Origin of the sequence: Priestia abyssalis (assembly GCF_002019595.1) — a bacterium.
GTDB classification, from domain to species: Bacteria; Bacillota; Bacilli; order Bacillales; family Bacillaceae_H; genus Bacillus_BA; species Bacillus_BA abyssalis.
In genome coordinates this window covers 5,137,234-5,160,864 of sequence record NZ_KV917369.1, presented here as the reverse complement: position 1 = coordinate 5,160,864, position 23,631 = coordinate 5,137,234, and the positions used below count along the sequence as shown (strand labels likewise).

Sequence of the window (23,631 nt, the reverse complement as noted above, 5' to 3'; positions counted from 1 at the left end):
TGTGTTTCTGCTCGGTATTTTTTTAACGTACATCATTTTCAGCTCAATGTCGTATAGGTAAGGCAATGATACAGTCATTTATTTTATTATTGATTGGTTTGGTTGGCGGAACGGTTGGTAGTTTAGTAGGGCTTGGAGGAGGAATTATCATTGTTCCGGCTTTGTTGTTTTTTGGGACCTATACCAGGTGGTTATCGGGGATTACACCACAAACGGCTGTTGGTACATCGTTGCTTGTCATTATTTTTATCGGCCTGGCGTCCACGTTAACGTATATGAAACATAAAACGGTTGATTATAGGAGTGCTTGGATTTTCTTTCTCGGAAGCGGCCCGGGGGGAATTGCAGGAGCCATTGCCAATAAATCTTTGAACATGCACTCTTTTTCCATTTATTTTGGTTCATTTATCATTTTGACCTCTTTTATTTTGATGTTTAAGGATAAAATCAAACCGAAAAAAATGAAACGACCATTTCCCATCATGCGCATATATCAAGATCCTGATGGGAATATGCATACATACGGCTTTCATCCTGTTACAGCTTGGGTACTTTCATTTATTGTAGGATTGTTTTCTGGTTTGTTTGGTATAGGGGGAGGATCTCTTATGGTACCTGCTATGATATTGCTGTTTGCCTTTCCTCCCCATGTTGCCGTGGCTACGTCTATGTTTATGATTTTTCTTTCCTCGCTTTTAAGTTCAATCACCCATGTTAGTATGGGGAATATGGATTGGGGAATGGCTTTGTTTTTAGTACCGGGAGCGTGGATAGGCGGTCGATTGGGAGCTTTTATCAATACAAGATTAAACAGTAAAACGGTCGTAAATGTACTGCGAGTGATTCTTTTAGTAGTCGGTTTTAGGCTTATTTATCAAGGGTTATTTTAACAGGCTCCCTCACTTTTTTTCCTATTGCTTCATAAGTTGATTAAAGGAGAGGGGTGAGAGAATGGTTACATTGGAGCCAGTTATGATTGACAATCATACTTTCACAGCGGTGACGGTATTATTGCCTAAAACGACGCTGTTGACGGTTTCTTCAGATAAAGGATATATCATGTGCGGGGCGCTTGATGTAGATTTGTTGAACGCCAAATTAAAAGATAGAGAAATTATTGCAGGGAGAGCAGTCGGTGTAAGAACTATTGAGCAATTATTGGAAGCGCCATTAGAGTCTGTCACACTGCATGCTGAAACGTTGGGAATTACTCCTGGAATGAAAGGGAAGGACGCTTTGCTAAAAATGCTTTAAAAAATGGACGGGAGCGTGTTCCCGTCCATTTAAGGAGATACTGGTTTCATGTAAACAGCATTTCTGCTGAAAATCCGCAATGATTGAAAATTTACTTTTATGTTACAATGGAAAAGATATGAAAAAAAGCAGAGATGATAATGAAAAAGTAGTAGGGAGAGCGTATGAGATTAGTTTCAGTAAATTCGTTGCAGGCTGGTGTATGTTTAGCAAAACCTGTTTATAATGAGCAGGGCTCTACTTTAATTAGTAGGGGAATTCCATTGACGGCACGTATGATTGAAAGGTTGGATTCCCTTGGAATTTCTTATGTCTACATAGAGGACGGGCGTATTGAGCATATTGGCATATATGATTCTATCTCGGAGAAATTGCGAAGAGAGGCGATTTCCTTTATCAAATCCTCATTCAACCGGATTGTTAATGAAAGCAAACAGCAGCAATCTTTCCTTCTTGAAAAATCCATGAAGGAGGTTGTGAGTTTAGTTCGGAATTTTATCGGAGAGCTGAAACACAATGAAAATGTCCTTAACTTGCTTACCGATATTTATATATATGATGACTATGTGTATTCTCATTCGATAAATGTCACCATGTATGCTTTGGCTCTTGGAATGGAGTTGAAGCTGTCTGATAATGACTTAGAAACTATTGGTATAGGAGCTCTTTTACATGATGTGGGAAAAGTATCAGTTCCACTCGATATTTTAGACAAGCCGGGAAAATTGACGGCAGAGGAATTTGAAGAAGTTAAAAAGCATCCTGAATACGGCTACGAACTGTTACGCAAAGTGCCAACTCTTTCCTTATTGGTAGCGCACTGTGCTTATCAGCACCATGAGCGGCTGGATGGTTCAGGTTATCCTCGAGGTTTAAAAGGAAATCAAATTCATCTTTTTGGAAAAATATTAGCGATTGCTGATGTGTATGATGCGGTCACTTCCCATCGTGTTTACCGAAAAGCGATGCTTCCTCATGAGGGGCTGGAAATTTTATATGCGGGAGCGGGGACGCTGTTTGACAAGCAAATGGTAGAGAGTTTTCGAAGAGCGGTTGCCGTATACCCCGTTGGCTTGGGTGTAGTGCTGAGTGATGGACGAAAAGGTGTTGTCAGCCGCCAGAATCAAGAGATGAGTGATCGTCCGCATGTCATGATTTTAGAGCACTCAAACGGTGAAAAGCTTAAAACGTCATATGAAATCGATTTAATGAAAGAATTGCATATCGTGATTACGGAATGTGATACTGCCGTCATATAAATAATTGAACGGTCACGTTTTTTGTTCCTGTTAAACTATTTATAATAGAAAAAAAGCGTACCCTTCTTATTTAAGCATATATATAGCTTGTAAGGAGGGATTTTTTTGCGCCGGATTCGGATTAAACGTCCCAGAAAAGGTCCGCTGCCTTTTCGATATGTCTTTTTGCTGACCTTCGTGTTTTTTATGTTATCGACCGCTGCAGGCATTTGGATGATCAATAGAGGAATCGAGCCGACTTTAATGAGCTATGCTGAGACACAAACAAAGCGGATTGCCAGTCTTGTCATTAGTAAAGCCATTAATAAAAAAGTTGCTGAAGAGTTGGATGCAAATGAACTTATTAAAATTGAAACAGACGATAAAGGGGAGATTGCGACAATTGACATTAATACAGCTATTGTTAATCGGGTATTGGCACAAACGACTCACTTAGTCCAAGCGAATCTAAAGGAAGCAGAGAAAGGAAACTTAGCGATGCTCGAAATTCCTACTGATATCGAGATTGAAACGGATGAAAAATTGCGGCAACAAGGAATCGTGTACCAAATTCCGTTGGGGCAAGCAACGAATAACGCTTTATTAGGAAACTTAGGTCCTCTTATTCCCGTTAAATTCAATGCCATCGGCGATGTTCGTTCAGATGCGAAAGAAGTGATTGAGCCATTTGGCATCAATAATGCTTTAATTAAAGTTTTCATTGAAGTGGAAGTAAATGTTCAAGTTATTATTCCATTTGCTACTCGTGTAGCGACCGTTAAAACGAATATTCCAGTAGCGATGCGTGTCATCCAAGGAAAAGTACCGGATTTTTACAATAGCGGCGGAGATTCATCTCCATCCATCGAGATTCCTGCCAATTAAAGGAACATTCATAAAAAACACTTGCCAGAGTAGGGCCTAGTACTTATAATGGATAAAGTGAAATTGAATACATCACCTTATCAGATCGATGAGGTAGAGGATGCGAAAAATAAGAGTACGTTATGTAAGGATGACAACGGAGATCATAACGAAAAGGATTTTTCGCCGAAGTAGAAGGAGTGTGTCAAAACTGCTTTTACTGGGGTTATCCTGAACAAGGATAACACTGTCATTATGAACACAACGTTTGTATTCATAATGGAGGGCTACTGATCGTGATGGAGGATAACATACATTACAAAAGAGTAATGAATAGGTTATTTTCTATCATTACTCTTTTTTTATTTGTCTCGCAGCGTGACGTAACATCCCTCCCTTATGAAGACAAGAACATCAAGATTTATAGGGGGTCACGTTTTATATGGAAGGAACGGTTTATTCTTTATTGCCGCCGGTACTGGCCATTTTAATGGTTGTTTTAACACGAAAAGTCTTACTCTCGCTCGGGGTTGGAATTGCAGCGGCAGCACTTGTATTAACGAAGTTCTCTGTTACAGAGGCTTTGCAAAAAGTATGGGGCAGTTTCTCGGCTATTTTTTATGCTGATGGAGAAATAAATAAATACAATTTATATATTTTACTGTTTTTAATCATTTTAGGTGTTATTACGGCGTTTATCTCCATTTCCGGCGGAAGCCGTGCGTTTGGGGAATGGGCGTTGAAGCGAGTGAAAACACGCGTTGGTGCCCATCTTATTACGGCATTGTTAGGAATTATTATTTTTATTGATGATTATTTTAATGCATTGGCAGTAGGTCAAGTGAGCCGCCCTTTAACGGATCGTCAGCGTATTTCAAGAGCGAAGCTCGCTTATATCATTGATTCAACTTCTGCTCCTGTGTGTGTAATTGCACCGTTTTCAAGTTGGGGTGCATATATCATTACAGTGATCGGCTCTATTTTAGCGGCACATGAAATTAGTAATTATTCAGCCATTTCGGCATTTGTTCAAATGATTCCAATGAATTTTTATGTGTTTGCAGCACTTATTATGGTATTTGCAGTCGGAGTTTATAACATCAACTTAGGCAGTATGAAAGTGCATGAAGACCGCGCGATAGCAACAGGCGAAGTCATTGATTCTTCTAAAGGAGATGTAGCAGGCGAGCTTTCTCAGGATCTTCCTGAGAGTGAAAAGGGACGTGTCATCGATTTAGTCCTCCCGATTTTAGCTCTGATTGTTGGAACGATTTCAGCGATGATGTGGACAGGCTACAAAGCGATCGGCGGGAAAGACGTAAATATTTTCAAGTTATTTGAAAATACGGATGTCCCAACTTCTCTTGTGTACGGCGGAACATTGGGATTGCTTGTTACGTTCATTTTATTTTTTGTTCAAGTTTCCAAGTCTCAAAAAGTGACGATGGGTGCATTGCCTAAAGGGATTGCAGAAGGGGCTAAATCCATGTTGCCGGCTATTTATATTTTGTTCATGGCATGGATGATCGTAGACTTAATTAGTCAGCTGAAAACAGGCGAGTATTTGGCAGGCATTGTTGAAAGTGCCAATATCAATGTATCATTCTTACCGTTTATTTTATTTGTTATTGCTGGATTGATGGCTTTCTCAACGGGAACATCATGGGGAACATTCGGCATTATGCTCCCAATCGCGGGGGACATTGCCGCTTCCACGGATGTTGCGTTGCTGTTGCCATCCCTTGCTGCTGTATTGGCGGGTTCTGTATTCGGCGATCACTGCTCTCCAATTTCTGATACGACTATCCTGTCTTCGACGGGAGCGGGGTGCCACCATATCGATCACGTTATGACCCAATTGCCATACGCTTTAATATCGGCTTTATTGGCCGGTATCGGTTATTTGATTCTTGGTTTTACAGGAAGCTCGACAATCGGTCTTCTTGTCGTTGTTGTTTTACTAGTATTGTTTATTATGTTTATGCGTAATCGCGTTACAACTTCAGTTGAATAACGTGTTACTTAAGACAAGACGGTGCATAGATATGCACCGATTTGTTTCGCTTTAAATGTCAGAATATACTGTAATTCAAAAAAATAAATTTTTTCAAAATATTGTTTTGACAGATGGTATAAGACTAGCTATACTGTCTATAGAATATTTAAAAATCAGAAAAATTAAAAAATTACAACATTTGTAAAAGGGGGATTTAAAATGGAAAATCGTCCGCAATGGGGAACACGTGCTGGTTTTATCTTAGCAGCTGCGGGTTCTGCGATCGGTTTAGGGAATATTTGGCGTTTTCCTGCAACAGCTTATGAGAATGGAGGAGGAGCCTTCTTTTTGCCTTACTTGTTTGCTCTGCTAACAGCAGGTATCCCATTATTGATTATGGAATTTACACTTGGGCATAAATATCGTGGTTCGGCCCCTTTAACATATGCGAGATTGAATCGTAAAACAGAGTGGCTTGGCTGGTGGCAAGTGGGAATTTCCTTTGTTATTGCCGTTTATTATGCCGTTATCGTCGCTTGGGCTATGTCTTACACAGTATTTTCGTTCAATTTAAGCTGGGGGAAAGATACTGAGGGATTTTTGTTTGGTGATTATTTAAAATTAGTTGAAACACCAGGGCAAACAGGAAGTCTTGTTCCACATATTCTTATTCCATTGATCATCGTTTGGGTTGTTGCTTTAGGCGTATTATTAAAAGGCGTTAAGAAAGGTATTGAGGTTGCTAATAAAATTTTCTTGCCGACATTAATTGTCTTATTCCTTATCATTGTTTTAAGAGCTGTTACATTAGATGGTGCCGTAGAAGGTTTAAATGCCTTCTTTAAACCGAATTGGGATGTTATTATGGATGGAAAAGTATGGGTTGCTGCTTATGGGCAAATTTTCTTTAGTCTATCCATTGCTTTTGCCATCATGGTGACATATTCCAGTTATCTTCCTAAAAAATCCGATATTACAAACAATGCTTTCATTACTGGATTCGGTAACTCCGCATTCGAGCTGTTAGCAGGTATTGGAGTATTCAGTGTGTTAGGATTTATGGCTCATCAGCAAGGTGTAGGTGTTGATGAAGTTGTATCAGGCGGGGTTGGGTTAGCATTTGTGGTCTTCCCGCAAATTATTAACGAGTTCCCGGCTTTTAATGAGTTCTTTGGCTTTTTATTCTTTGCTTCTTTAGTTTTAGCAGGCTTAACATCGTTAATTTCTATCATAGAAACATTTGTTGCGGGAGTTCAAGACAAATTTGGTGTATCCCGTACAAAATCTGTTGCAGTAGGCGGCGGCTTAGCTGCCGTGATCTCTCTATTGTTTGCGACTCAAGGCGGTTTATTCTTCTTGGATGTTATTGATTACTTCATCAATAACTTTGGGGTAGCTTTAGCAGGGCTTATCGAAGTAGTGGTAGTAGCATGGGTACTAAAAGAGCTTAAAAACCTGCAAGCACATGCGAACTCTGTTTCTGACATCCTGTTAGGCGGCTGGTGGAAAATTTGTTTATCCGTTATCACACCACTCGTATTAGGCTATATGATGTTTGATAACATAAAAACAAACTTAACTGAAAATTACGGAGGATACGCAACATCGTTTGTTGTCCCATTCGGTTGGCTCATAGCAGCAGGTGTTATTGTTCTTGGATTTGTGTTCTCCACATTGAAGTGGAAAAATGAAGCAGTTACCTCAACTTCGCATGATAAGGGGGTTTCAAGCTAATGGAAACAAGTTCATTAATGATGATGATAGTAGGTATGGTCATTATTTGGGGCGGCTTAGGAGCCAGCATCGCTCACGCAGTAAAAAAAGCGAGAGAAAGTAGATAAAGGAAACTTCCATCAGCGAGGGATCTTCATCCACCACTGATGGTTAGTTAGGCCGCAAAATTGTTTTTACTGAAAGGACCCGTCACTGAATTCTTAGTTTTACTGGATTCTCATGGCGGGTCTTTTCAGGAGGGTGGCTCAAACGGTATGAAAAGATACCGTTTGAGCCACCCTCTTTATTTTTTCTTTCTTAGCTGCAATCTTTCTGTTCGCTCCCACATTTTTAACTGTGGATATGGATCAAATGACCATTCTGTTACACCGTTATCTTTATACATCCCGTAGTGCAAGTGTGGAGGGAATTTACCAGATGTACCGGGAGGTCCGTATCCGGAGCTTCCCACACCGCCTATAAGCATGCCGGGTTCTACAATTTGTCCTACTTTTAAATCTTTTGCAAACCCGCTTAAATGAGCGAAATAATGATAAACGTTATTCAAGTCGCGAATGCCGATTCGCCAACCGCCATATCGGTTCCACCCTTTTAATTCAATAATTCCATAGCAAGTAGAACGAACAGGTACCCCATAATCAGCAAATATGTCTGTCCCTTCATGAATGCGGCGTCCTCCCCATCCTCTTGCATCTCCCCATGTGTTTTTATAACTGTAATTGGAGCGGAGAGGAACAGGAAATACTTTATCATGAAGGTTTAAACGATTATACTTCTCGAATAATTTAGCATTGCCAACAATGATATCAACAGCTTTGGCGCGTCTGTAATAATTCCACAGAGCCATTTTAATGTGCTCATGACTTGTTCCGAATGATTGAAGATAGGAGGCGACTGACATAATGATGTCTTCATCATTATGAACGGAAGCTTTGCCATCTCCGTCTCCATCTTTGCCATATCCGCCGAACAGAAGAATGGTAGCTGCATTGGTATCTTCCGGTTGTGGATTTAAAGGGCCTGCCCACTTGCCTTGTTCAAAATAAATAGATAAGGAACCTTGTTCTCTTGGGATATCTCTTCTTCCCCGTCGGGCACTGCGCTCATACTGATCCATCCCTGCAAAGTAAAACCAGGGAATTTGGGTGAACGCTTCTGCCTTTTTATACAACTCCATCCGCCGGGCATTGATTGCTTCTTCATCTTGCACATTTGTCGTGGCGTAACCTATCTGACAGTTAGAAAAAGTGAAGATGAAAAGGAGAAACCATCGTAAAGCTTTCAATTCTAATCCTCCTTCCAACTGCTCCATAAGAATAGTTTGCGGGATAAAAGCTAATTCATAAATATAAATTATTACCAATGATGGGCATGTATCTTTTCAGATACATGCCCATCATTGGTAAAAGTGGACCGTGCCGCTTATTAAGTGAAGAAACGGAATATAGAGTAAACGGTCCACTTTTACAAAACAAATAAAAAGGGAAAACCAACATTTAAGTTATTTCCAATATTTTAAAGGGAAGAGATGAGGTAAATAGTGGACAGAGAACTTGTCGAAAGCGCTTTTTAATGTTAAAGTGACATATAGTTATGCTTTAATGAAAAGTCGTATACACTTACATATACATTGAAAATTGGAACGATCATGGATGGAGTGAATGTAGATGGCCACAAAAGAAGAACATGTTCGCAAACCGGAATGGTTGAAAATCAAATTAAATACGAATGAAAATTATACAGGCTTAAAGAAGATGATGAGGGAAAAGAATCTTCACACTGTTTGTGAGGAAGCACGTTGCCCTAATATTCATGAATGCTGGGCGGTTCGCCGTACAGCTACATTTATGATTCTCGGGGACGTTTGTACACGTGCCTGTCGTTTTTGTGCCGTAAAAACCGGCTTGCCTTCTGAATTAGACTGGAAAGAACCAGAAAGGGTAGCTGATTCTGTTCAGTTGATGAACTTGAAGCATGCCGTTATTACAGCTGTTGCCCGTGATGATTTAAAAGATGGGGGAGCAGAGGTGTTTGCAGAAACAGTTCGTGCCGTTCGCCGCAAAAACCCGTTTACGTCGATTGAGGTTCTTCCTTCTGATATGGGTGGAATTGAAGAGAACTTAAAAATGTTAATGGATGCTCGTCCTGACATTTTAAACCACAATATTGAAACGGTCCGCCGCTTAACGCCTAGAGTTCGCGCGCGTGCCAAATATGAGCGTTCATTAGAGTTTCTTCGTCGTGCAAAAGAGATGCAGCCGGATATTCCAACTAAGTCAAGTTTAATGGTTGGTTTAGGTGAGACAAAAGAAGAAATCATTGAAACGATGGATGATTTACGTGCCAATAATGTTGATATCATGACGATTGGTCAATACTTACAGCCAACGAAAAAGCATTTAAAAGTAGTGAAGTATTACACCCCGCAAGAATTTGAAGAGCTAAGAGAGATTGGATTGAGCAAAGGATTCAGCCATGTTGAAGCAGGCCCGCTTGTCCGCTCATCTTACCATGCTGACGAGCAAGTTAACGCTGCTACAAAGCAAATGCGTGACAAAGAGAATGCGTAAAAAACGTCCCGGCTAATTCAAGCCGGGGCGTTTTTTTATGTTTAACTCCAGTTCCGTCGGTTGAACCGTTAAACTCAAGGAGCGGTTTCGCTGTCGGACTTCTGGCGTACAGAGTGCACTAGTGCTGACATTGCCGTGTTTACATGGAATCCTATGCTTTCTTTCTTAGTCTTTTAATTGATGTTCCATGGAAGGGCGGTCTTTAATATCGCCATCCATTGGATCGTTCAATTCATTTTTCATTTCACCGTTCGCATCTTCTCCGTCGCTCATTTTGCGGCCTTGTGGAGATTTCAGCATTTCACGGACTGTATTTTCAATGGATCGTTCCATATTGGGAGTAGTAGAACCAACCATACTAAAGTTTTCAATATCCTGCATAATGCGGGGATTGTCTGTCACATATACATGATAATATCTTGGGACGACAGACATAGCTGTGCGTTTTACTTGGTCTGCTGCCTCCATGCGGTCGTCCTCAGTTGTTTTGTAGCCGATGAGTACTTCTTCATCAGTTACTAATGTTGCAACATCGTTAATGTTTGGAAGGGCCACAGCCAGGCGGCTAATGGTATCTGCTGCTTTCTCGCGATCAAATGCTGCAATTTTTTGGTACATGTTTACATCATTTCCTGTTGGATTTTTTTGATGTCTTACAAATCCATAACGGGAAGTGCCGCGGTTATCAGTCATATTTTCTTCGTTATAAATTTCATTTCGATCTGATACATTAATGGTATTGCCGCTTTCTTCATACAATGCTTCTTCATTCTCTGTCATACCTGCTTGGCATCCAGTGATCGTAAAGAGAGAAGCAATAAGAACGTAGCCAAATGTCTTGTTCAATAGTAACACCCCCTACTTGTTAGGGTGCTGCATTTACTCGGATTTTTTCGTGTTAATTGATGGTTTAGTGTCTATAATTATGGTATTGTTAACAGGAAGGAGGGTGGAATATTTTATGATTTGCATCAATAATATCTGCTATGAAGTCGTAAAAGAAGTTCGGGACGGCTTTAATGAAGAAGTCTTCAGGGCAAGATACAGTGATATCTTAACAAGATACGACTATATTGTCGGCGATTGGGGCTACAACCAGCTTCGGCTTCGAGGTTTTTTTGACGACCAAAATCAAAAATCGACATATGATACAAAAATCAGTACATTAAATGACTACATACAGGAATACTGTAATTTCGGCTGTGCTTATTTTGTAGTTAAAAAAGTGCATAAATAAAAAGGTCAAGAAGAAAGACGCTTTGTCCTTCGCTTGACCTTTTTATTTAAACAATTTCGTATAAAAACTCCCGCAGTTCCTGCGCATCTTCTTCATTGAGCTTGTAGACATCTTCTAAATAGCCCGGTTCATCTAAGTCATCCTGACCAATAATCGCAAAGCGTCCGCCTTGAATATCAAGCACAAGATGTTTTCCGTAATAACGGTCGGATTGTACAATTGCTAAATCAAATCGTTGATTCTCTCCCATAAAGCTGATAAACCTTGTCTTGGTTTCAACTGTATCATCGTATAAAAAAAAGCGTTCATTCATTTATTTAATCCTCCTATCATTATTTCTTTGTGTTTTATGAATCCACTTTCATTTTTCTAATCTTACTATTGTTCTTTATTCTGTGTTTACGCTTTTCCGTTCTTCCATCGTGAATAAACTTACAAAGGTTTATGTGGATTCATATATAATCATAACAAGAAACACCTGTCCCTACACCATGAATTTTATTAATCATATGTTGATATATGTTAAAATAAGCATATGTCAAAGAAAGGGGAATTACTATGTATTTTGTCGACCGCAATAAAATTGAACAAACGTTACAATTTTTGGAGCAGCAATGTACATTATTTAAGCAACAAGAAAAATGGGAGGCATTGTTTGAAAAAAAAGTTCTTGAACGTATTGGCCATCTTGTCATTGAATGTATATTAGATGTGGGAAATGCCATGATCGATGGATTTATTATGCGGGATCCTGGAAGCTATGATGATATTATTGATATCTTAATGGACGAGCGTGTTATACCAGAAGAAGAAGGAGAAGAACTGAAGCAGGTTATCCGTTTACGGAAATCGCTTGTACAAGATTACATAAATGTAGACCATACAGAAGCAGCGGCAACTCTTAATCGTCATATGGGTGCAATTGAGCAATTTCCGCTTCGTGTCCGCCGATACCTGGAAAATGAACTTGGGCCTGTCTCTGCTTTTAAAAATTAATCTTGTACATAGTAAAACTAAGTAACTGTAGGAGGATTTTTATGAAAAAGTACAAAGGCTATTTAATTGATTTGGATGGAACGATGTATAAGGGAACAGAGCTCATTCAAGAAGCCCGCGATTTTGTGATGGTATTAAAAGAAAACAATATTCCTTATTTATTCGTGACGAACAATTCTACTCGTACACCTGGGCAAGTTGCCGAGAAATTGAAGCAGTTCGGCATTCCGGCAGAAGAAGAACAAGTATTTACAACAAGCCAAGCGACGGCCAACTATCTTCATGAACGCAAACCAAACGGCTCTGCATACGTGATTGGAGAAGAGGGGATCCATCAGGCGATGCAAGAGAAGGGATTTGCATTTAAAGAGGAAAATCCCGACTTTGTAGTCGTTGGCCTTGACCGCGGTATAAATTATGAGAAATTGGCAACAGCTTGCTTAGCCGTAAGAAACGGGGCGATGTTTGTTTCGACAAATGGAGATATTGCACTTCCTACAGAGCGTGGACTGCTTCCAGGGAATGGCTCCCTCACGTCTGTTGTTGCGGTATCTACACAAACAAAGCCCTTATTTATCGGCAAACCAGAAAGCATTATTATGGAACAAGCACTGCAAGTGTTGGGGGTATCGAAGGAAGAGACATTAATGGTAGGAGACAACTATGATACGGATATTATGGCAGGGATGAATGCCGGTTTGGATACATTACTTGTCCATACAGGAGTCACAACAAAAGAGCTCCTGGTAGGATATGAAACGAAACCTACTTATACAGTGGATTCTCTCGAGGAATGGATTCAGCAAATCTAATGGGAAATAAGGCTAAAAGGCCGATTGATCAGAAGTAAACATGCTGGTCAGTCGGCTTTTTATTTTTCGGTTATGGCTCTTATCTTTCGGTTGTTTCACCTCTGATATAGAAATCAAAAAGGATTTTCCTTATCAGAATTTCCGAAGTACAGAAAGTGCAAATGCAGCGGTGGAGCTTGATGTTGCGTTCTTAGCTGTAACCGGGCTGCTCCGCTTTTCTTTCTATTCCGTATGAGCTGCGCGATGAGCGAGACGACTGGAAGCGGCCGCAGCAATTGCTCCGACAATATCATCTAAAAAGGTGTGGCATTTTCCTGAAGCCTCTTTATCATTTAATAATCCGAGGATACCGGGCTTTTGTTTGTCAATGTATCCATAATTTGTGAATCCGATGGAGCCATATACATTTACGATAGAAAGAGCCAAAATCTCATCAATTCCATATAAGCCTTCGTCTGTAGCTAAAATGGTTTGAAGAGGCTCTTCTAGCTTTCCTTGTTCGGCCAATATATCTAATTGAATGCCTGTTAAAATGGCATTTTGAACTTCACGTTTTGCCATCACCCGTTCTACATTGAAAATGCATTCGTCCATGGCTAAATTTTTATGATATTTTGATTGCAAGTAATAAACCAATTCCGCTATATCATTGACGGTAACCCCGCGGTCATGCATCCATTGCCTTGCTTTCGTTTCAAGCTCCGTAATCACATGCTTTTTTTCCAATTCAGCTCACCTAATTTCTTAATAGTTTATGTTGTTAGTATGGCATTTTGTTATGAAACCATGTTTGGAGTTTGTAATGTTACTCTATTCGGACATGCTATAACTTTATGACAAATATCTTTCATCCCTTTCATATAATTTTGTAAAGTAAAAATTCAATCAATGAAATTGATATGGTTGCCGGGAGTGGACTAAAAAGTGAGGAGAGGGTTTGAAAGAATGATAAAAACTATTTATGACCATTATGGGATAAAGCCTCCGCAGTTAACGGATATAGGCAAATATAAAGGTTTTCAGTATCGTAATATTTTATATATTGTCGTCGACTTGGGACATTTAGACGAAGAGGAAATATATGAGTTTCATCAAATGAGCCAATTTTTGATTTCGCAAGGAGAAAGGCAAGTGGCATCGTTTATGATCAATAAAAATGGAGGACTCATAACAGAAACCGATGGCAAGAAGTACGGTATTTGCCGTGTCCCATATCCGATTGAAACATCAGCGCTTGCATATGGACGAGAACTGGCTTCTTTTCACCAAAAAGGGAAATTGCTGCCGTACCCGATGGAAAAAAGCAATCGAATTGGGCAATGGAAAGGGTTATGGGAAAAAAGGCTTGAGCAGCTAGAGAAGTTTTGGGGGATGAAGGTACAGGAACACCCTAACAACGAAACGGATAAACGGTTTATTGAATCCTTTCCATATTATTTGGGGATGACAGAAAACGCCATTCAATATTTGACTGATACGGAAATTGATGATTTGCCCCGTACATTCGATACAGCGACTATTTGTCATCACCGTTTCACTCTTTCCACATGGAAGAGAGATTCTTTTTTTAAGATGCCTACTGATTGGGTATTTGACCATCCAAGCCGCGATTTGGCGGAATATGTTCGCCATTTGTACTTTAAGTCCGGCATATTTTCAGAGAAATCATTGTTTGATTTTTTGAGTGAATACGAAAAAATTGCTCCACTTTCATCCTTTGCTTGGAGATTATTATATGCAAGGCTTCTGTTTCCCGTTCATTATTTTGAATCGGTTGAAGGATACTATAGCTCACGAAGCGAAGCGGAAAAACAAGCTTATGAGAACGACATAGAGAAAATCATCCATGGATGTATACAGTACGAACAATTTTTGGGGCATTTTTACAATAAAATGGGCATATCAACTAAAAGGCATCACATCCCTGAAATCGAATGGCTTCAATGATAAAGGAAACTTCCATCGGTGGGGGCTTACTCCCATGAAAATAAACTGTTGTGTTTATTTTCATTATGATTAGTGAAGCTTTGCATCATGATTGGCTGCCCGTTAATGAGGGATAAAAAGCATTTTCGTCGAAAGTAAGTATGATAAAATAACAACGTATGACACGATACTTTTCGACAACGAGGTGATAGGGAATGGAAAAACCGTATGTATTTATTACACGTAAACTGCCGGAGCAGCTAATAGAACCTTTGAAAGAAATAGCTCATGTAGAGATGTGGGATCATGAAGAGGAACCTGTGCCTCATGAGTTGCTTGTAGAAAAAGCAAAAAAAGCGACAGCATTATTGACCATGCTATCTGATAAAGTGGATGAGAGTATCATGGGTAAAGCGGCCCATTTAAAGGTCATCGCCAACTTAGCGGTAGGATACGATAATATTCGTATAGAAGAAGCAACAAGGAGAGGTATCTCAGTTTGCAATACACCGGATGTGTTGTCAGATACGACCGCGGACTTAACGTTTGGCCTGCTTATGGCCGCAGCACGACGCCTAACAGAGGCAGCGGAATATGTGAAAAATGGCGAGTGGAAAGGCTGGAGCCCGTATTTATTAGCCGGACGCGATATTCATCACAAAACGATTGGTATTGTAGGAATGGGGAATATCGGACGTGCAGTAGCCAAACGTGCTACAGGGTTTGAAATGGAGATATTGTATCATAATCGAAGCCGCCATTTGGAGGCTGAAAAGGAACTTGGAGCCGTATACTGTTCATTTGATGAGTTGATTACGAAGGCGGATTATATTGTATGTTTAACTCCTCTCACCAATGAAACGAAGCATTTGTTTGACGAAGCTGCATTCAAAAAAATGAAACAGTCCGCCATTTTCGTCAATGCTTCAAGGGGGGCTGTCGTTGATGAAGAAGCGCTCATTCAAGCCTTAAAAGAAGGACAAATCGCGGGCGCTGGGCTGGATGTGTTTACAAGGGAACCGATTGATCCGCAGCATCCTCTTTTATCACTGGCCAATGTTGTAGCCCTTCCTCATATTGGAAGCGCTAGTATTGAGACACGGACAGAAATGATTGAATTATGTGTAGATAATATTTTACGTTCCCTTAAGCAGCAGAAACCTAAAACGATTATCAATAAAGAAGTATTACCGCAATATTGCTGAAGTAAAAAGGTGATGGACACTTTCGTTCATCGCCTTTTTTTCTTAAAACCAATGTGAAAGCCCAAAAAAACATGTTATTATTATTAAATAAAAAATTTTAAAAATATTTTTATTTATTGGTATTATCATATATAAAGCGTTTTCATACGAAGATTTAGGTGAAGTAAGGATTGTAAAATTTATGTTTTATATCTATAATGTCTTTTATAGATAAACAAATGTTCTTCACAAGAATACAAACGGGGTGGAAATGATGGTCAAAAGTATTTCAGTTGGTTTATTAGGGCTTGGAACAGTCGGCAGCGGAGTAGTAAAAATCATTGAAAATCATCAGGATAAACTCATGCATCAAATTGGCTGTCCAGTTGAAGTGAAAAAAGTATTGGTAAAAAGTTTCGATAAAAAACGTGATGTCGAAATTGATTCATATAAATTAACGACGAGTGTCGAAGACGTTCTTCTTGATCCGGAAATTGATGTGATTATTGAGGTCATGGGCGGTGTTGAGAAAACCCGTAATTATATCTTAACGGCACTGCGAAATAAAAAGCATGTTGTAACGGCGAATAAGGATTTAATGGCACTTTATGGCTCAGAATTGCTGACCGTAGCGGCTGAAAATGAGTGTGACTTATTTTATGAAGCAAGTGTTGCCGGAGGGATTCCAATTCTTCGCAGCTTAGTGGAAGGGTTGGCATCAGACCGTGTAACGAAAATGATGGGAATCGTAAATGGAACAACGAACTTCATTTTAACGAAAATGAGTAAAGATGGCCGGGCTTATGAGGACGTACTCGCAGAAGCCCAAGCGCTTGGATATGCAGAATCTGATCCTACATCCGATGTAGAAGGATTGGATGCAGCACGTAAAATGACCATTTTAGCGACTCTTGGTTTCTCCATGAAAATTGATTTGGACGATGTACGTGTAAAAGGGATTACGGAAATTACGGAAGAAGATTTACAATACAGCAAGCAATTGGGCTATACAATGAAGCTGATCGGTTATGCTCATCGTACGGGTGATCATGTAGAAGTAAGCGTTCAGCCGACATTGTTGGCGGACTCACATCCTCTTGCTTCTGTTAATGATGAATACAATGCGGTGTATGTATACGGCGAAGCAGTTGGAGAAACGATGTTCTACGGACCTGGAGCGGGAAGTTTGCCAACTGCCACAGCCGTTGTATCCGATCTTGTGGGCGTCATGAAAAACATGCGTCTCGGCGTAAATGGCCGAAGTGCCGTTGCTCCGCAATATCCAAAACAACTTAAAGAATCTGACCAAATGTTCTCTAAATATTTCTTACGCATTCATGTTAAAGACCAAGTGGGAGCTTTTGCGGCTCTTACAACGTTATTCTCAGAAAGAGGCGTAAGTTTTGAAAAGATTATTCAATTACCGGTAAAAGACAGTGAATTGGCAGAAATTGTAATTGTTACACATCAAGCATCTTTAAAGGATTACGAGGAAGTCGTACAGCAATTGAATGATTCAGCAATCGTTCAAAGTGTAAAAAGCAGCTATCGCGTTGAAGGAGATGGAGCATTATGATGTGGCGCGGCTTATTGCAACAATATAGAGAGTATTTGCCAATAACAGAAAAAACACCAATGCTGACATTGAATGAAGGAAATACGCCGCTTCTCCATTTACCGCATCTTTCAGAAGAACTAGGCATTGATTTACACGTGAAAATCGATGGGGTAAACCCGACAGGTTCGTTTAAAGACCGCGGGATGGTTATGGCCGTGGCAAAGGCAAAAGAAGATGGTAGCAAGACAGTTATTTGCGCTTCTACAGGTAATACATCTGCGGCAGCGGCAGCATACGCGGCAAGAGCAGGAATGCGCTGTATCGTCGTCATTCCGAACGGCAAGATTGCTATGGGGAAATTAGCTCAAGCAGTTATGTATGGAGCAGAAATTGTCGCGATTGAAGGCAACTTTGATCATGCTTTATCCATGGTGCGCAAGCTAAGCGAAACAGCTCCGATTTCTCTTGTCAACTCAGTCAATCCATATCGCATTGAAGGGCAAAAGACTGCGGCCTTTGAAATTTGCGACCAGCTTGGAAAAGCACCGGACGTTCTTGCTATTCCGGTTGGCAACGCAGGAAACATTACGGCTTACTGGAAAGGTTTTAAAGAATACCATGAACGCCATCAAACAGGACTTCCGCATATGCATGGTTTTGAAGCGGAAGGTGCAGCCGCCATTGTTCGTAATGAAGTAATCGAAAATCCCGAAACGATTGCGACAGCTATTCGAATCGGCAATCCTGCAAGCTGGCAATATGCCGTCAATGCAGCATCGGAATCAAATGGGAAAATTGATGAAGTGACAGATGAGGAAATTGTGGCAGCTTATCGTCTCATTGCTAAGCGTGAAGGTGTATTTGCTGAGCCTGGATCTGCAGCATCCATTGCGGGTGTCATCAAACATGTAAATGCAGGGTTAATCGCAAAAGGTTCAACTGTTGTAGCTGTATTGACTGGAAATGGATTGAAAGATCCGAGCACAGCCATCGATGTAAACAATGTGAAGCCGGTCGTATTACCAAATGATGAAGAGAAAGTATTCGAGCATATTCAAGGTGTGGTGGCTTCATGCTAAAAAATGAGCGATTTATTATAACGGTTCCTGCTAGCTCAGCGAATTTGGGACCTGGTTTTGATTCGATTGGTGTTGCACTGTCCAAATACTTATCCTTAAAAGTCGAGCTTTCAAACGAATGGGAGTTTATTCCGAAAACAAAAGATGTAGAAGATATTCCGACCGATAAAGAAAATTTAATGTATCAAGTTGCTGCGCAAGTAGCGGACAAGTATCACGTATCTCTTCCTCCTGTAAAAGTGGAGGTTGAAAGCGATATTCCCCTTACACGCGGTCTTGGAAGCAGTGCTTCTGCCATTGTAGCGGGAATCGAGCTTGCTAACGTGTTAGGTGATTTGCAGCTTACATTAGATGAAAAAATGGAGATTGCCAGCTTAATCGAAGGACATCCGGATAATGTCGGTCCTTCCCTTTATGGAGGATTAGTCATTGGAAGTCATTACAACGAAACGACCCATCTTGTTCATCTTACTGATTTAGACTTAGATGTAGTGGCCGTTATTCCACGTTATGAGCTGAAAACGACGGAAGCGAGAAGCGTGTTGCCGGAACACCTGTCTTACAAAGAGGCCGTTGCAGCTGCAGCGATAGGGAATGTACTGGTAGGTGCGTTAGTGAGTCGAAATTGGCCGCTCGTTGGAGAGATGATGGAAAAAGATCTGTTTCATGAACCATACCGTGCAGCTCTTGTTCCTGAGTTGGAAATTGTCCGCCGTGAAGCGAAGAAAAAAGGAGCAATTGGAGTCGCGTTAAGCGGCGCCGGCCCTACTGTTCTTTGTTTAGCGAAAAAAGGGGAAGGCCAAAAGGTAGGGGAATACTTGCAAACTGTTCTTTCTGACTGTGATATAAGCGTATTAAATATCGATTCGGCAGGAGTTCGGGTAACAAAGGAAGTAAAAACGAGTTCATGCTCATAAAGTAAATAAAAAAAAGAAAGGCGGGGCTAGAATAGCCCTGCCTTTCTTTTTTTTATTAAAATACTTGTTCTACTTCAACAACGCCTGGTACTTCTTCTAAAAGAGCTCGCTCAATACCAGCCTTTAATGTGATAGTTGAACTTGGGCAGCTTCCGCAAGCACCTAGTAAACGTAATTTTACGATACCATCTTCAATATCCACTAGCTCGCAGTCTCCGCCGTCACGTAGTAAGAACGGGCGAAGTTTATCTAATACTTCTTGAACTTGTTCTTTCATATCCATTTCTGACATACTAATCGACTCCCTTCCTTATGATTATTATAAACGGTCTGGCGGAAAAAATCTATTCAAGTGCAATCGGTAATGTTAACCTGTATGTAAAGGGTATGACAGGGGAGAATACCCCCTGTCATACCCTTTACATACAAGCGGTTGACAAAGAGCCCTCGGCTTTTTGTCAACCGTTTACACTAAGACCTGTATGAGTTAATTCATGGTATGAAAACTTATAGGTGTAAGGTGAATAAGAAAATAACAGGCAATAATCTTTTACAAAAAACTTAAAGTGAAGACAAGTTTAGAGGGGGAAATAATATGGTGAAGGAAAAGGTGGAAGTGTGTGTGTATGGGGCGGAAGTGATTTGCGCGAGTTGTGTCAATTTGCCTTCTTCCAAAGAGACGTATGATTGGCTGGAGGCTGCCATTTCGAGAAAATTTCCGGATCAGCCGTTTGATTTAGCGTATATAGACATTCATAATCCACCTGAAGATTTAGAGAAAAAACAGTTCGCCCAGCAAGTGATTGATGAAGATCTCTTCTACCCTGTTGTTGTCATTAAAGGGGAAATTGTGGGAGAAGGAAATCCGAAGCTAAAACGTATTTATGAAGAGCTTCAGAAATATGGGTATGAACCGAAAGAAACCCTTTAGAGCCAAAGCTCTAAAGGGTTTCTTTGTAAAAGATAAGAAAGTGTAGCCTTTTTAACCGCTATGGTGCTTGTACATCCAAAGAATTCCGGACTTTAACAGGCGCGCCACTCGTCCAGTAATTGGGCGTTCGGCTAATAGACCAAAGCCATGTTTTTTGCCTAGAGACCCAAGAACGCCTTTTAACTTAATAGAAGGAAGCTCTTCCGGCAATTCCTCGCCATTCCATCTTTTTAAAAGGATTTGGACGATTTGCTCAGCCTGCCCCTCTGCTAATTGCGCGCTTGGTGCATGAGGCAGGCTTGCACAGTCTCCTACGACATAGACATGCTCATCTGTCGGTAGATTATGATGTGGAGTTAAAACGACCCTTCCTTGTGAATCTTTTTCTACTTCTAATTCACGCACGACTTTAATTGGCTGAATGCCGGCAGTCCATACGATGACATCGCTGTGAATGCATTCGTCATGATTGTACAGAGCGTTTTCTTCCACTTTTGTGATATTAGCGTTATTGATAATCTCGACTCCGTGTGAAGTGAACCATTCCTGTACGTAATTACTTAATCTTTCAGGGAAAGCAGATAAAATATGTTTTCCGCGATCGAATAGTTTAATCGTCAAGTCTGGACGGCTTTCACGTAATTCACTGGCAAGTTCCACACCGCTCAATCCAGCTCCCACGATTGAAACAACTGCATGGGCAGGCAAGTTGTTGAGCATTTGATACGTTTGTCTCGATGCATCGATTGATTGAATGCTATATGTGTGTTCTTCTGCACCTGGAACGTTGTGATACTTATCCTCACAGCCTAAACCAATCACCAAATCATCATATGATACATGATCTTCATTTTGTAGATGGACAAGTTTGTTCTCCAAATCGATTTTTGTCACTAATCCGTATTTAATGTTTAAACGGGAGTGTTCTGGAAACGTAACACGAACATGCTGATCAGCGATGGTTCCTGCTGCTAATGCGTAAAATTCCGTTTTTAAACTGTGATAAGGGGCTTTGTCAATGAGTGTAATTTGAACATCTTCTGGTAGTTGAGTCGGGAGAAGTCTTTGTAGTATACGCATGCCGCCATAACCGCCACCAAGAATAACAAGGTTCTTCATGGAAATTTCTCCTTTGCCTTCTATGCATTTATCTATGTGTATATTTGATAACATATTTAATTGAAATAATACGTTGTGATAGCACGTTTAATCCCTATTGCATCTAAAAGTATAACGAAATTAGACAAAAATAACAACATGTTTTCGGGCAATTTTCAACACAATTTGCTCAGTTGATTAAATTGACGTTTATTGTAAAACAAGGTACGATTAAAAATTAGTAGCGAGGTGAAAAAAATGATAAAACCCATTGTGGAATTTTGTATCAGCAATTTAGCAAGCGGTTCCCAAAAGGCGTTGGAACAATTAGAAAAAGATCCTAACTTAGATATCATCGAATATGGCTGTTTGGGATATTGCGGGAAATGTGCACACATGTTATTTGCGCTCGTAAATGGTGAAGTCGTAAAAGCCGAAACACCTGAGCAATTAGTTGAACATATATATGAACACTTGGAAGAGAATCCAATGTTTTAAATAAAGTCAGTCATTCCACAGCCGTGCCTAGGCATGGCTGTGGAATGACTGACAAATAAATCGTCCTGGAAACTCCCGAATCTCCAAGATTTTGCAGGGCGGTTTATTTTATCTGCTTAGATTACATAGCTGTTTTCTGTTGTTCTCTGATTTCACACCAGCGTTCACTGGCCATTTCAACGATTTTTTGGTCTCCGCTCTGGGCATGCTTTTGAATTATTTTTGAAAAATAGAGAGCCGCTTGTTTTTCATCGCCGATTCTTTTGCTTAATTCTCCGATGATGTACAAAATTCGTACTGTCCCCATCTGTGTACCACGGAAGTCATCTGTACTATATGATTCTATATATTCCTGTCTTGCATAGGCCAAAAAGCGATGTTCTTTTTCCATTTGTTCTTTTATACGATAAAGCCAAGCGAGGCGAAGAAGTAAGCCTGCTATTGTAATATGTTTTTCTTTTTTCAGGGAGGCACGGTAAATGGCCAATTTATGACTATTAATAGTTTGTTCAATGCCTCTTTTTTCCCCGTAATTTTGCATGTTCCATTGGCTGCACACTTTTTCCTTAATATAATCGAGGGATTTTGGTGCAAAATATGGGGAAAAGTCCTCCGTTGCCGAAAAACCACAATGAGGACAAACGTTCACATGGTAAAGGGTTGGGTTTAGGTCTTCATTTTCATAATGGGTAAAAAAATCTCCGCATTTCTTCATAGAATGATTATTTTTAGAAGAAAAGACTCAAATAAAAAAACTCAAATAAAAAAACCCCTCGATTAAAATAATCAAGGAGTTTAAAACGGGGGATATTTTCATTGTGTACTTCTTTAGATATCTTTATACTATAAAACAATAAAAAACTTTCTGCAGCGGAGGAGTAAAAATGAAAAGCTTCCAATTTACGAAAATGCATGCACTAGGAAACAATTATATTTATGTCAATATGTTTGAAGAAAAACTGGAAGAGGATGAACTGTCAGCCCTTGCAGTTAAGGTGTCGAATATTCACACGGGAATTGGGGCTGATGGGATGATTTTAATTTGTCCTTCTGATTTGGCTTCTGTAAAGATGCGTGTTTTTAATAATGATGGTTCTGAAGCGAAAAACTGTGGAAATGGACTGCGTTGTGTCGCTAAATATGCTTACGAACATAAACTAGTACAAACAGAAGTATTTCAAATTGAAACGTTGTCTGGATTAGTAGAAGCACAGGTGAAAGAGGAAAATGGTGTAGTTCAAAGTGTCACAATAGACATGGGGCAGCCGCGTTTAGCGAGTCATAGTATTCCAATGCAAGGAGAAGCCATGGACCAAGTAGTGGCAGAGAAAACTTCTTTTAATGGGCAAGAGTATGAGATGACAGCTGTTTCAATGGGAAATCCACATGTTATTTTTTACGTGCCTAATATTAATGAAGCCCCTGTTACAACATTAGGTCCAATCGTGGAAAAGCACGAGATGTTCCCAGAAGGAATAAACGTTGAATTTGTAGAAGCTGTTAGTGAAAACGAACTCCATTTTCGTGTATGGGAAAGAGGGTCTGGCGTTACCATGGCGTGCGGAACAGGGGCCTGTGCAGCAGTGGTGGCATCGGTATTAAACGGTCATACGAAAAAAGGTGTTCCGACGACCGTACATTTAGCAGGCGGAGATCTTGTTATTACATGGAAAGAAGAGGGGACGGTATTAATGACAGGGCCGGCTGAGACAATTTGTACAGGAACCTACTACTATTAA

General features: G+C 40.2%; 25 protein-coding genes, 1 pseudogene and 1 riboswitch. Of the genes and pseudogenes, 19 read left to right on the top strand and 7 right to left on the bottom strand.

Features of this window, described 5'->3' with window-relative positions:
* Window positions 1–68: 68 nt before the first annotated feature.
* The 7 genes from BK575_RS24810 to BK575_RS28205 all read left to right on the top strand — a co-directional run bounded on the left by BK575_RS24810 (window position 69) and on the right by BK575_RS28205 (window position 7,193).
* Entirely contained in the window at window positions 69–890 is an 822-nt protein-coding gene (locus tag BK575_RS24810; protein ID WP_139368180.1) for a sulfite exporter TauE/SafE family protein, read from the top strand.
* Window positions 891–951: 61 nt separating this feature from the next.
* Window positions 952–1,254 (top strand): YunC family protein, encoded by a 303-nt coding sequence (locus BK575_RS24805; RefSeq protein ID WP_078414203.1) that lies wholly within the window; start codon window positions 952–954, stop codon window positions 1,252–1,254.
* 164 nt (window positions 1,255–1,418) lie between these two features.
* The gene (locus BK575_RS24800; protein WP_078414202.1) at window positions 1,419–2,513 is read left to right on the top strand and encodes an HD-GYP domain-containing protein; all 1,095 of its coding nucleotides are present in this window, start codon (window positions 1,419–1,421) and stop codon (window positions 2,511–2,513) included.
* A gap of 105 nt (window positions 2,514–2,618) precedes the next feature.
* On the top strand, window positions 2,619–3,377 hold the full coding sequence (yunB, locus tag BK575_RS24795; RefSeq protein WP_078414201.1) for a sporulation protein YunB: 759 nt from the start codon (window positions 2,619–2,621) through the stop codon (window positions 3,375–3,377).
* An 86-nt stretch (window positions 3,378–3,463) separates the two neighbouring features.
* Window positions 3,464–3,654: riboswitch (Lysine riboswitch) on the top strand.
* A 144-nt stretch (window positions 3,655–3,798) separates the two neighbouring features.
* Entirely contained in the window at window positions 3,799–5,370 is a 1,572-nt protein-coding gene (locus BK575_RS24790; protein WP_078414200.1) for a Na+/H+ antiporter NhaC family protein, read from the top strand.
* Window positions 5,371–5,571: 201 nt separating this feature from the next.
* Window positions 5,572–7,086 (top strand): sodium-dependent transporter, encoded by a 1,515-nt coding sequence (locus BK575_RS24785; RefSeq protein WP_078414199.1) that lies wholly within the window; start codon window positions 5,572–5,574, stop codon window positions 7,084–7,086.
* Complete coding sequence (locus BK575_RS28205; RefSeq protein ID WP_139368101.1) at window positions 7,086–7,193, top strand: methionine/alanine import family NSS transporter small subunit; 108 nt, start codon at window positions 7,086–7,088, stop codon at window positions 7,191–7,193. Before BK575_RS24785 ends, BK575_RS28205 begins: the two co-directional genes overlap by 1 nt.
* A gap of 176 nt (window positions 7,194–7,369) precedes the next feature.
* On the opposite strand, the gene BK575_RS24780 is transcribed toward BK575_RS28205, so the two are convergent.
* Window positions 7,370–8,398, bottom strand: coding sequence for a M23 family metallopeptidase (locus tag BK575_RS24780; RefSeq protein ID WP_078414952.1), 1,029 nt, complete (start codon window positions 8,396–8,398; stop codon window positions 7,370–7,372).
* A gap of 355 nt (window positions 8,399–8,753) precedes the next feature.
* Here BK575_RS24780 and lipA point away from each other — a divergent pair, with 355 nt between their 5' ends.
* The gene (gene lipA / locus BK575_RS24775) at window positions 8,754–9,656 is read left to right on the top strand and encodes a lipoyl synthase (RefSeq protein WP_078414198.1); all 903 of its coding nucleotides are present in this window, start codon (window positions 8,754–8,756) and stop codon (window positions 9,654–9,656) included.
* A gap of 165 nt (window positions 9,657–9,821) precedes the next feature.
* On the opposite strand, the gene BK575_RS24770 is transcribed toward lipA, so the two are convergent.
* A complete protein-coding gene (locus BK575_RS24770; RefSeq protein WP_078414197.1) occupies window positions 9,822–10,502 on the bottom strand; it encodes a YhcN/YlaJ family sporulation lipoprotein in 681 nt (226 codons plus the stop codon).
* A gap of 115 nt (window positions 10,503–10,617) precedes the next feature.
* Here BK575_RS24770 and BK575_RS24765 point away from each other — a divergent pair, with 115 nt between their 5' ends.
* On the top strand, window positions 10,618–10,893 hold the full coding sequence (locus BK575_RS24765; RefSeq protein ID WP_078414196.1) for a YutD family protein: 276 nt from the start codon (window positions 10,618–10,620) through the stop codon (window positions 10,891–10,893).
* A 46-nt stretch (window positions 10,894–10,939) separates the two neighbouring features.
* Here BK575_RS24765 and BK575_RS24760 read toward each other — a convergent pair whose 3' ends face one another.
* Complete coding sequence (locus BK575_RS24760; protein ID WP_078414195.1) at window positions 10,940–11,206, bottom strand: DUF3055 domain-containing protein; 267 nt, start codon at window positions 11,204–11,206, stop codon at window positions 10,940–10,942.
* Between the two features lie 245 nt (window positions 11,207–11,451).
* Here BK575_RS24760 and BK575_RS24755 point away from each other — a divergent pair, with 245 nt between their 5' ends.
* Both BK575_RS24755 and BK575_RS24750 read left to right on the top strand, forming a co-directional pair.
* Complete coding sequence (locus tag BK575_RS24755) at window positions 11,452–11,889, top strand: DUF86 domain-containing protein (RefSeq protein ID WP_078414194.1); 438 nt, start codon at window positions 11,452–11,454, stop codon at window positions 11,887–11,889.
* Between the two features lie 41 nt (window positions 11,890–11,930).
* Entirely contained in the window at window positions 11,931–12,701 is a 771-nt protein-coding gene (locus BK575_RS24750) for a TIGR01457 family HAD-type hydrolase (RefSeq protein ID WP_078414193.1), read from the top strand.
* Window positions 12,702–12,923: 222 nt separating this feature from the next.
* Here the strand turns inward: BK575_RS24750 and BK575_RS24740 are convergent, their stop codons facing one another.
* Window positions 12,924–13,376 carry a phosphatidylglycerophosphatase A family protein gene (locus BK575_RS24740; RefSeq protein ID WP_078414951.1) on the bottom strand — a complete coding sequence of 151 codons (453 nt, stop codon included), beginning with the start codon at window positions 13,374–13,376 and terminating at the stop codon, window positions 12,924–12,926.
* A 270-nt stretch (window positions 13,377–13,646) separates the two neighbouring features.
* On the opposite strand from BK575_RS24740, the gene yutH reads away from it, so the two are divergent.
* The 5 genes from yutH (at window position 13,647) to thrB (ending at window position 19,365) form a co-directional block, all read left to right on the top strand.
* Window positions 13,647–14,648, top strand: a complete 1,002-nt coding sequence (gene yutH, locus BK575_RS24735; protein WP_078414191.1) for a spore coat putative kinase YutH — start codon at window positions 13,647–13,649, stop codon at window positions 14,646–14,648.
* 194 nt (window positions 14,649–14,842) lie between these two features.
* Window positions 14,843–15,832 (top strand): 2-hydroxyacid dehydrogenase, encoded by a 990-nt coding sequence (locus tag BK575_RS24730; protein ID WP_078414190.1) that lies wholly within the window; start codon window positions 14,843–14,845, stop codon window positions 15,830–15,832.
* A gap of 253 nt (window positions 15,833–16,085) precedes the next feature.
* A complete protein-coding gene (locus BK575_RS24725) occupies window positions 16,086–17,387 on the top strand; it encodes a homoserine dehydrogenase (protein ID WP_078414189.1) in 1,302 nt (433 codons plus the stop codon).
* A complete protein-coding gene (gene thrC / locus BK575_RS24720) occupies window positions 17,387–18,448 on the top strand; it encodes a threonine synthase (RefSeq protein ID WP_139368178.1) in 1,062 nt (353 codons plus the stop codon). The genes BK575_RS24725 and thrC overlap by 1 nt, the downstream gene beginning before the upstream one ends.
* The gene (thrB, locus tag BK575_RS24715; protein WP_078414187.1) at window positions 18,442–19,365 is read left to right on the top strand and encodes a homoserine kinase; all 924 of its coding nucleotides are present in this window, start codon (window positions 18,442–18,444) and stop codon (window positions 19,363–19,365) included. Before thrC ends, thrB begins: the two co-directional genes overlap by 7 nt.
* 55 nt (window positions 19,366–19,420) lie before the next feature.
* On the opposite strand, the pseudogene BK575_RS24710 reads toward thrB, so the two are convergent.
* Window positions 19,421–19,713 (bottom strand): annotated as a pseudogene (locus BK575_RS24710) (NifU family protein).
* A gap of 247 nt (window positions 19,714–19,960) precedes the next feature.
* On the opposite strand from BK575_RS24710, the gene BK575_RS24705 reads away from it, so the two are divergent.
* Window positions 19,961–20,296 carry a YuzD family protein gene (locus tag BK575_RS24705; protein ID WP_078414186.1) on the top strand — a complete coding sequence of 112 codons (336 nt, stop codon included), beginning with the start codon at window positions 19,961–19,963 and terminating at the stop codon, window positions 20,294–20,296.
* Window positions 20,297–20,347: 51 nt separating this feature from the next.
* Here the strand turns inward: BK575_RS24705 and BK575_RS24700 are convergent, their stop codons facing one another.
* Entirely contained in the window at window positions 20,348–21,415 is a 1,068-nt protein-coding gene (locus BK575_RS24700; protein WP_078414185.1) for an NAD(P)/FAD-dependent oxidoreductase, read from the bottom strand.
* 237 nt (window positions 21,416–21,652) lie between these two features.
* Between BK575_RS24700 and BK575_RS24695 the strand changes: the two genes are divergently transcribed.
* Window positions 21,653–21,892, top strand: a complete 240-nt coding sequence (locus BK575_RS24695; protein WP_078414184.1) for a YuzB family protein — start codon at window positions 21,653–21,655, stop codon at window positions 21,890–21,892.
* A gap of 121 nt (window positions 21,893–22,013) precedes the next feature.
* On the opposite strand, the gene BK575_RS24690 is transcribed toward BK575_RS24695, so the two are convergent.
* Entirely contained in the window at window positions 22,014–22,607 is a 594-nt protein-coding gene (locus BK575_RS24690) for a DUF2225 domain-containing protein (RefSeq protein WP_078414183.1), read from the bottom strand.
* Between the two features lie 169 nt (window positions 22,608–22,776).
* Between BK575_RS24690 and dapF the strand changes: the two genes are divergently transcribed.
* On the top strand, window positions 22,777–23,631 hold the full coding sequence (gene dapF, locus BK575_RS24685; protein ID WP_078414182.1) for a diaminopimelate epimerase: 855 nt from the start codon (window positions 22,777–22,779) through the stop codon (window positions 23,629–23,631).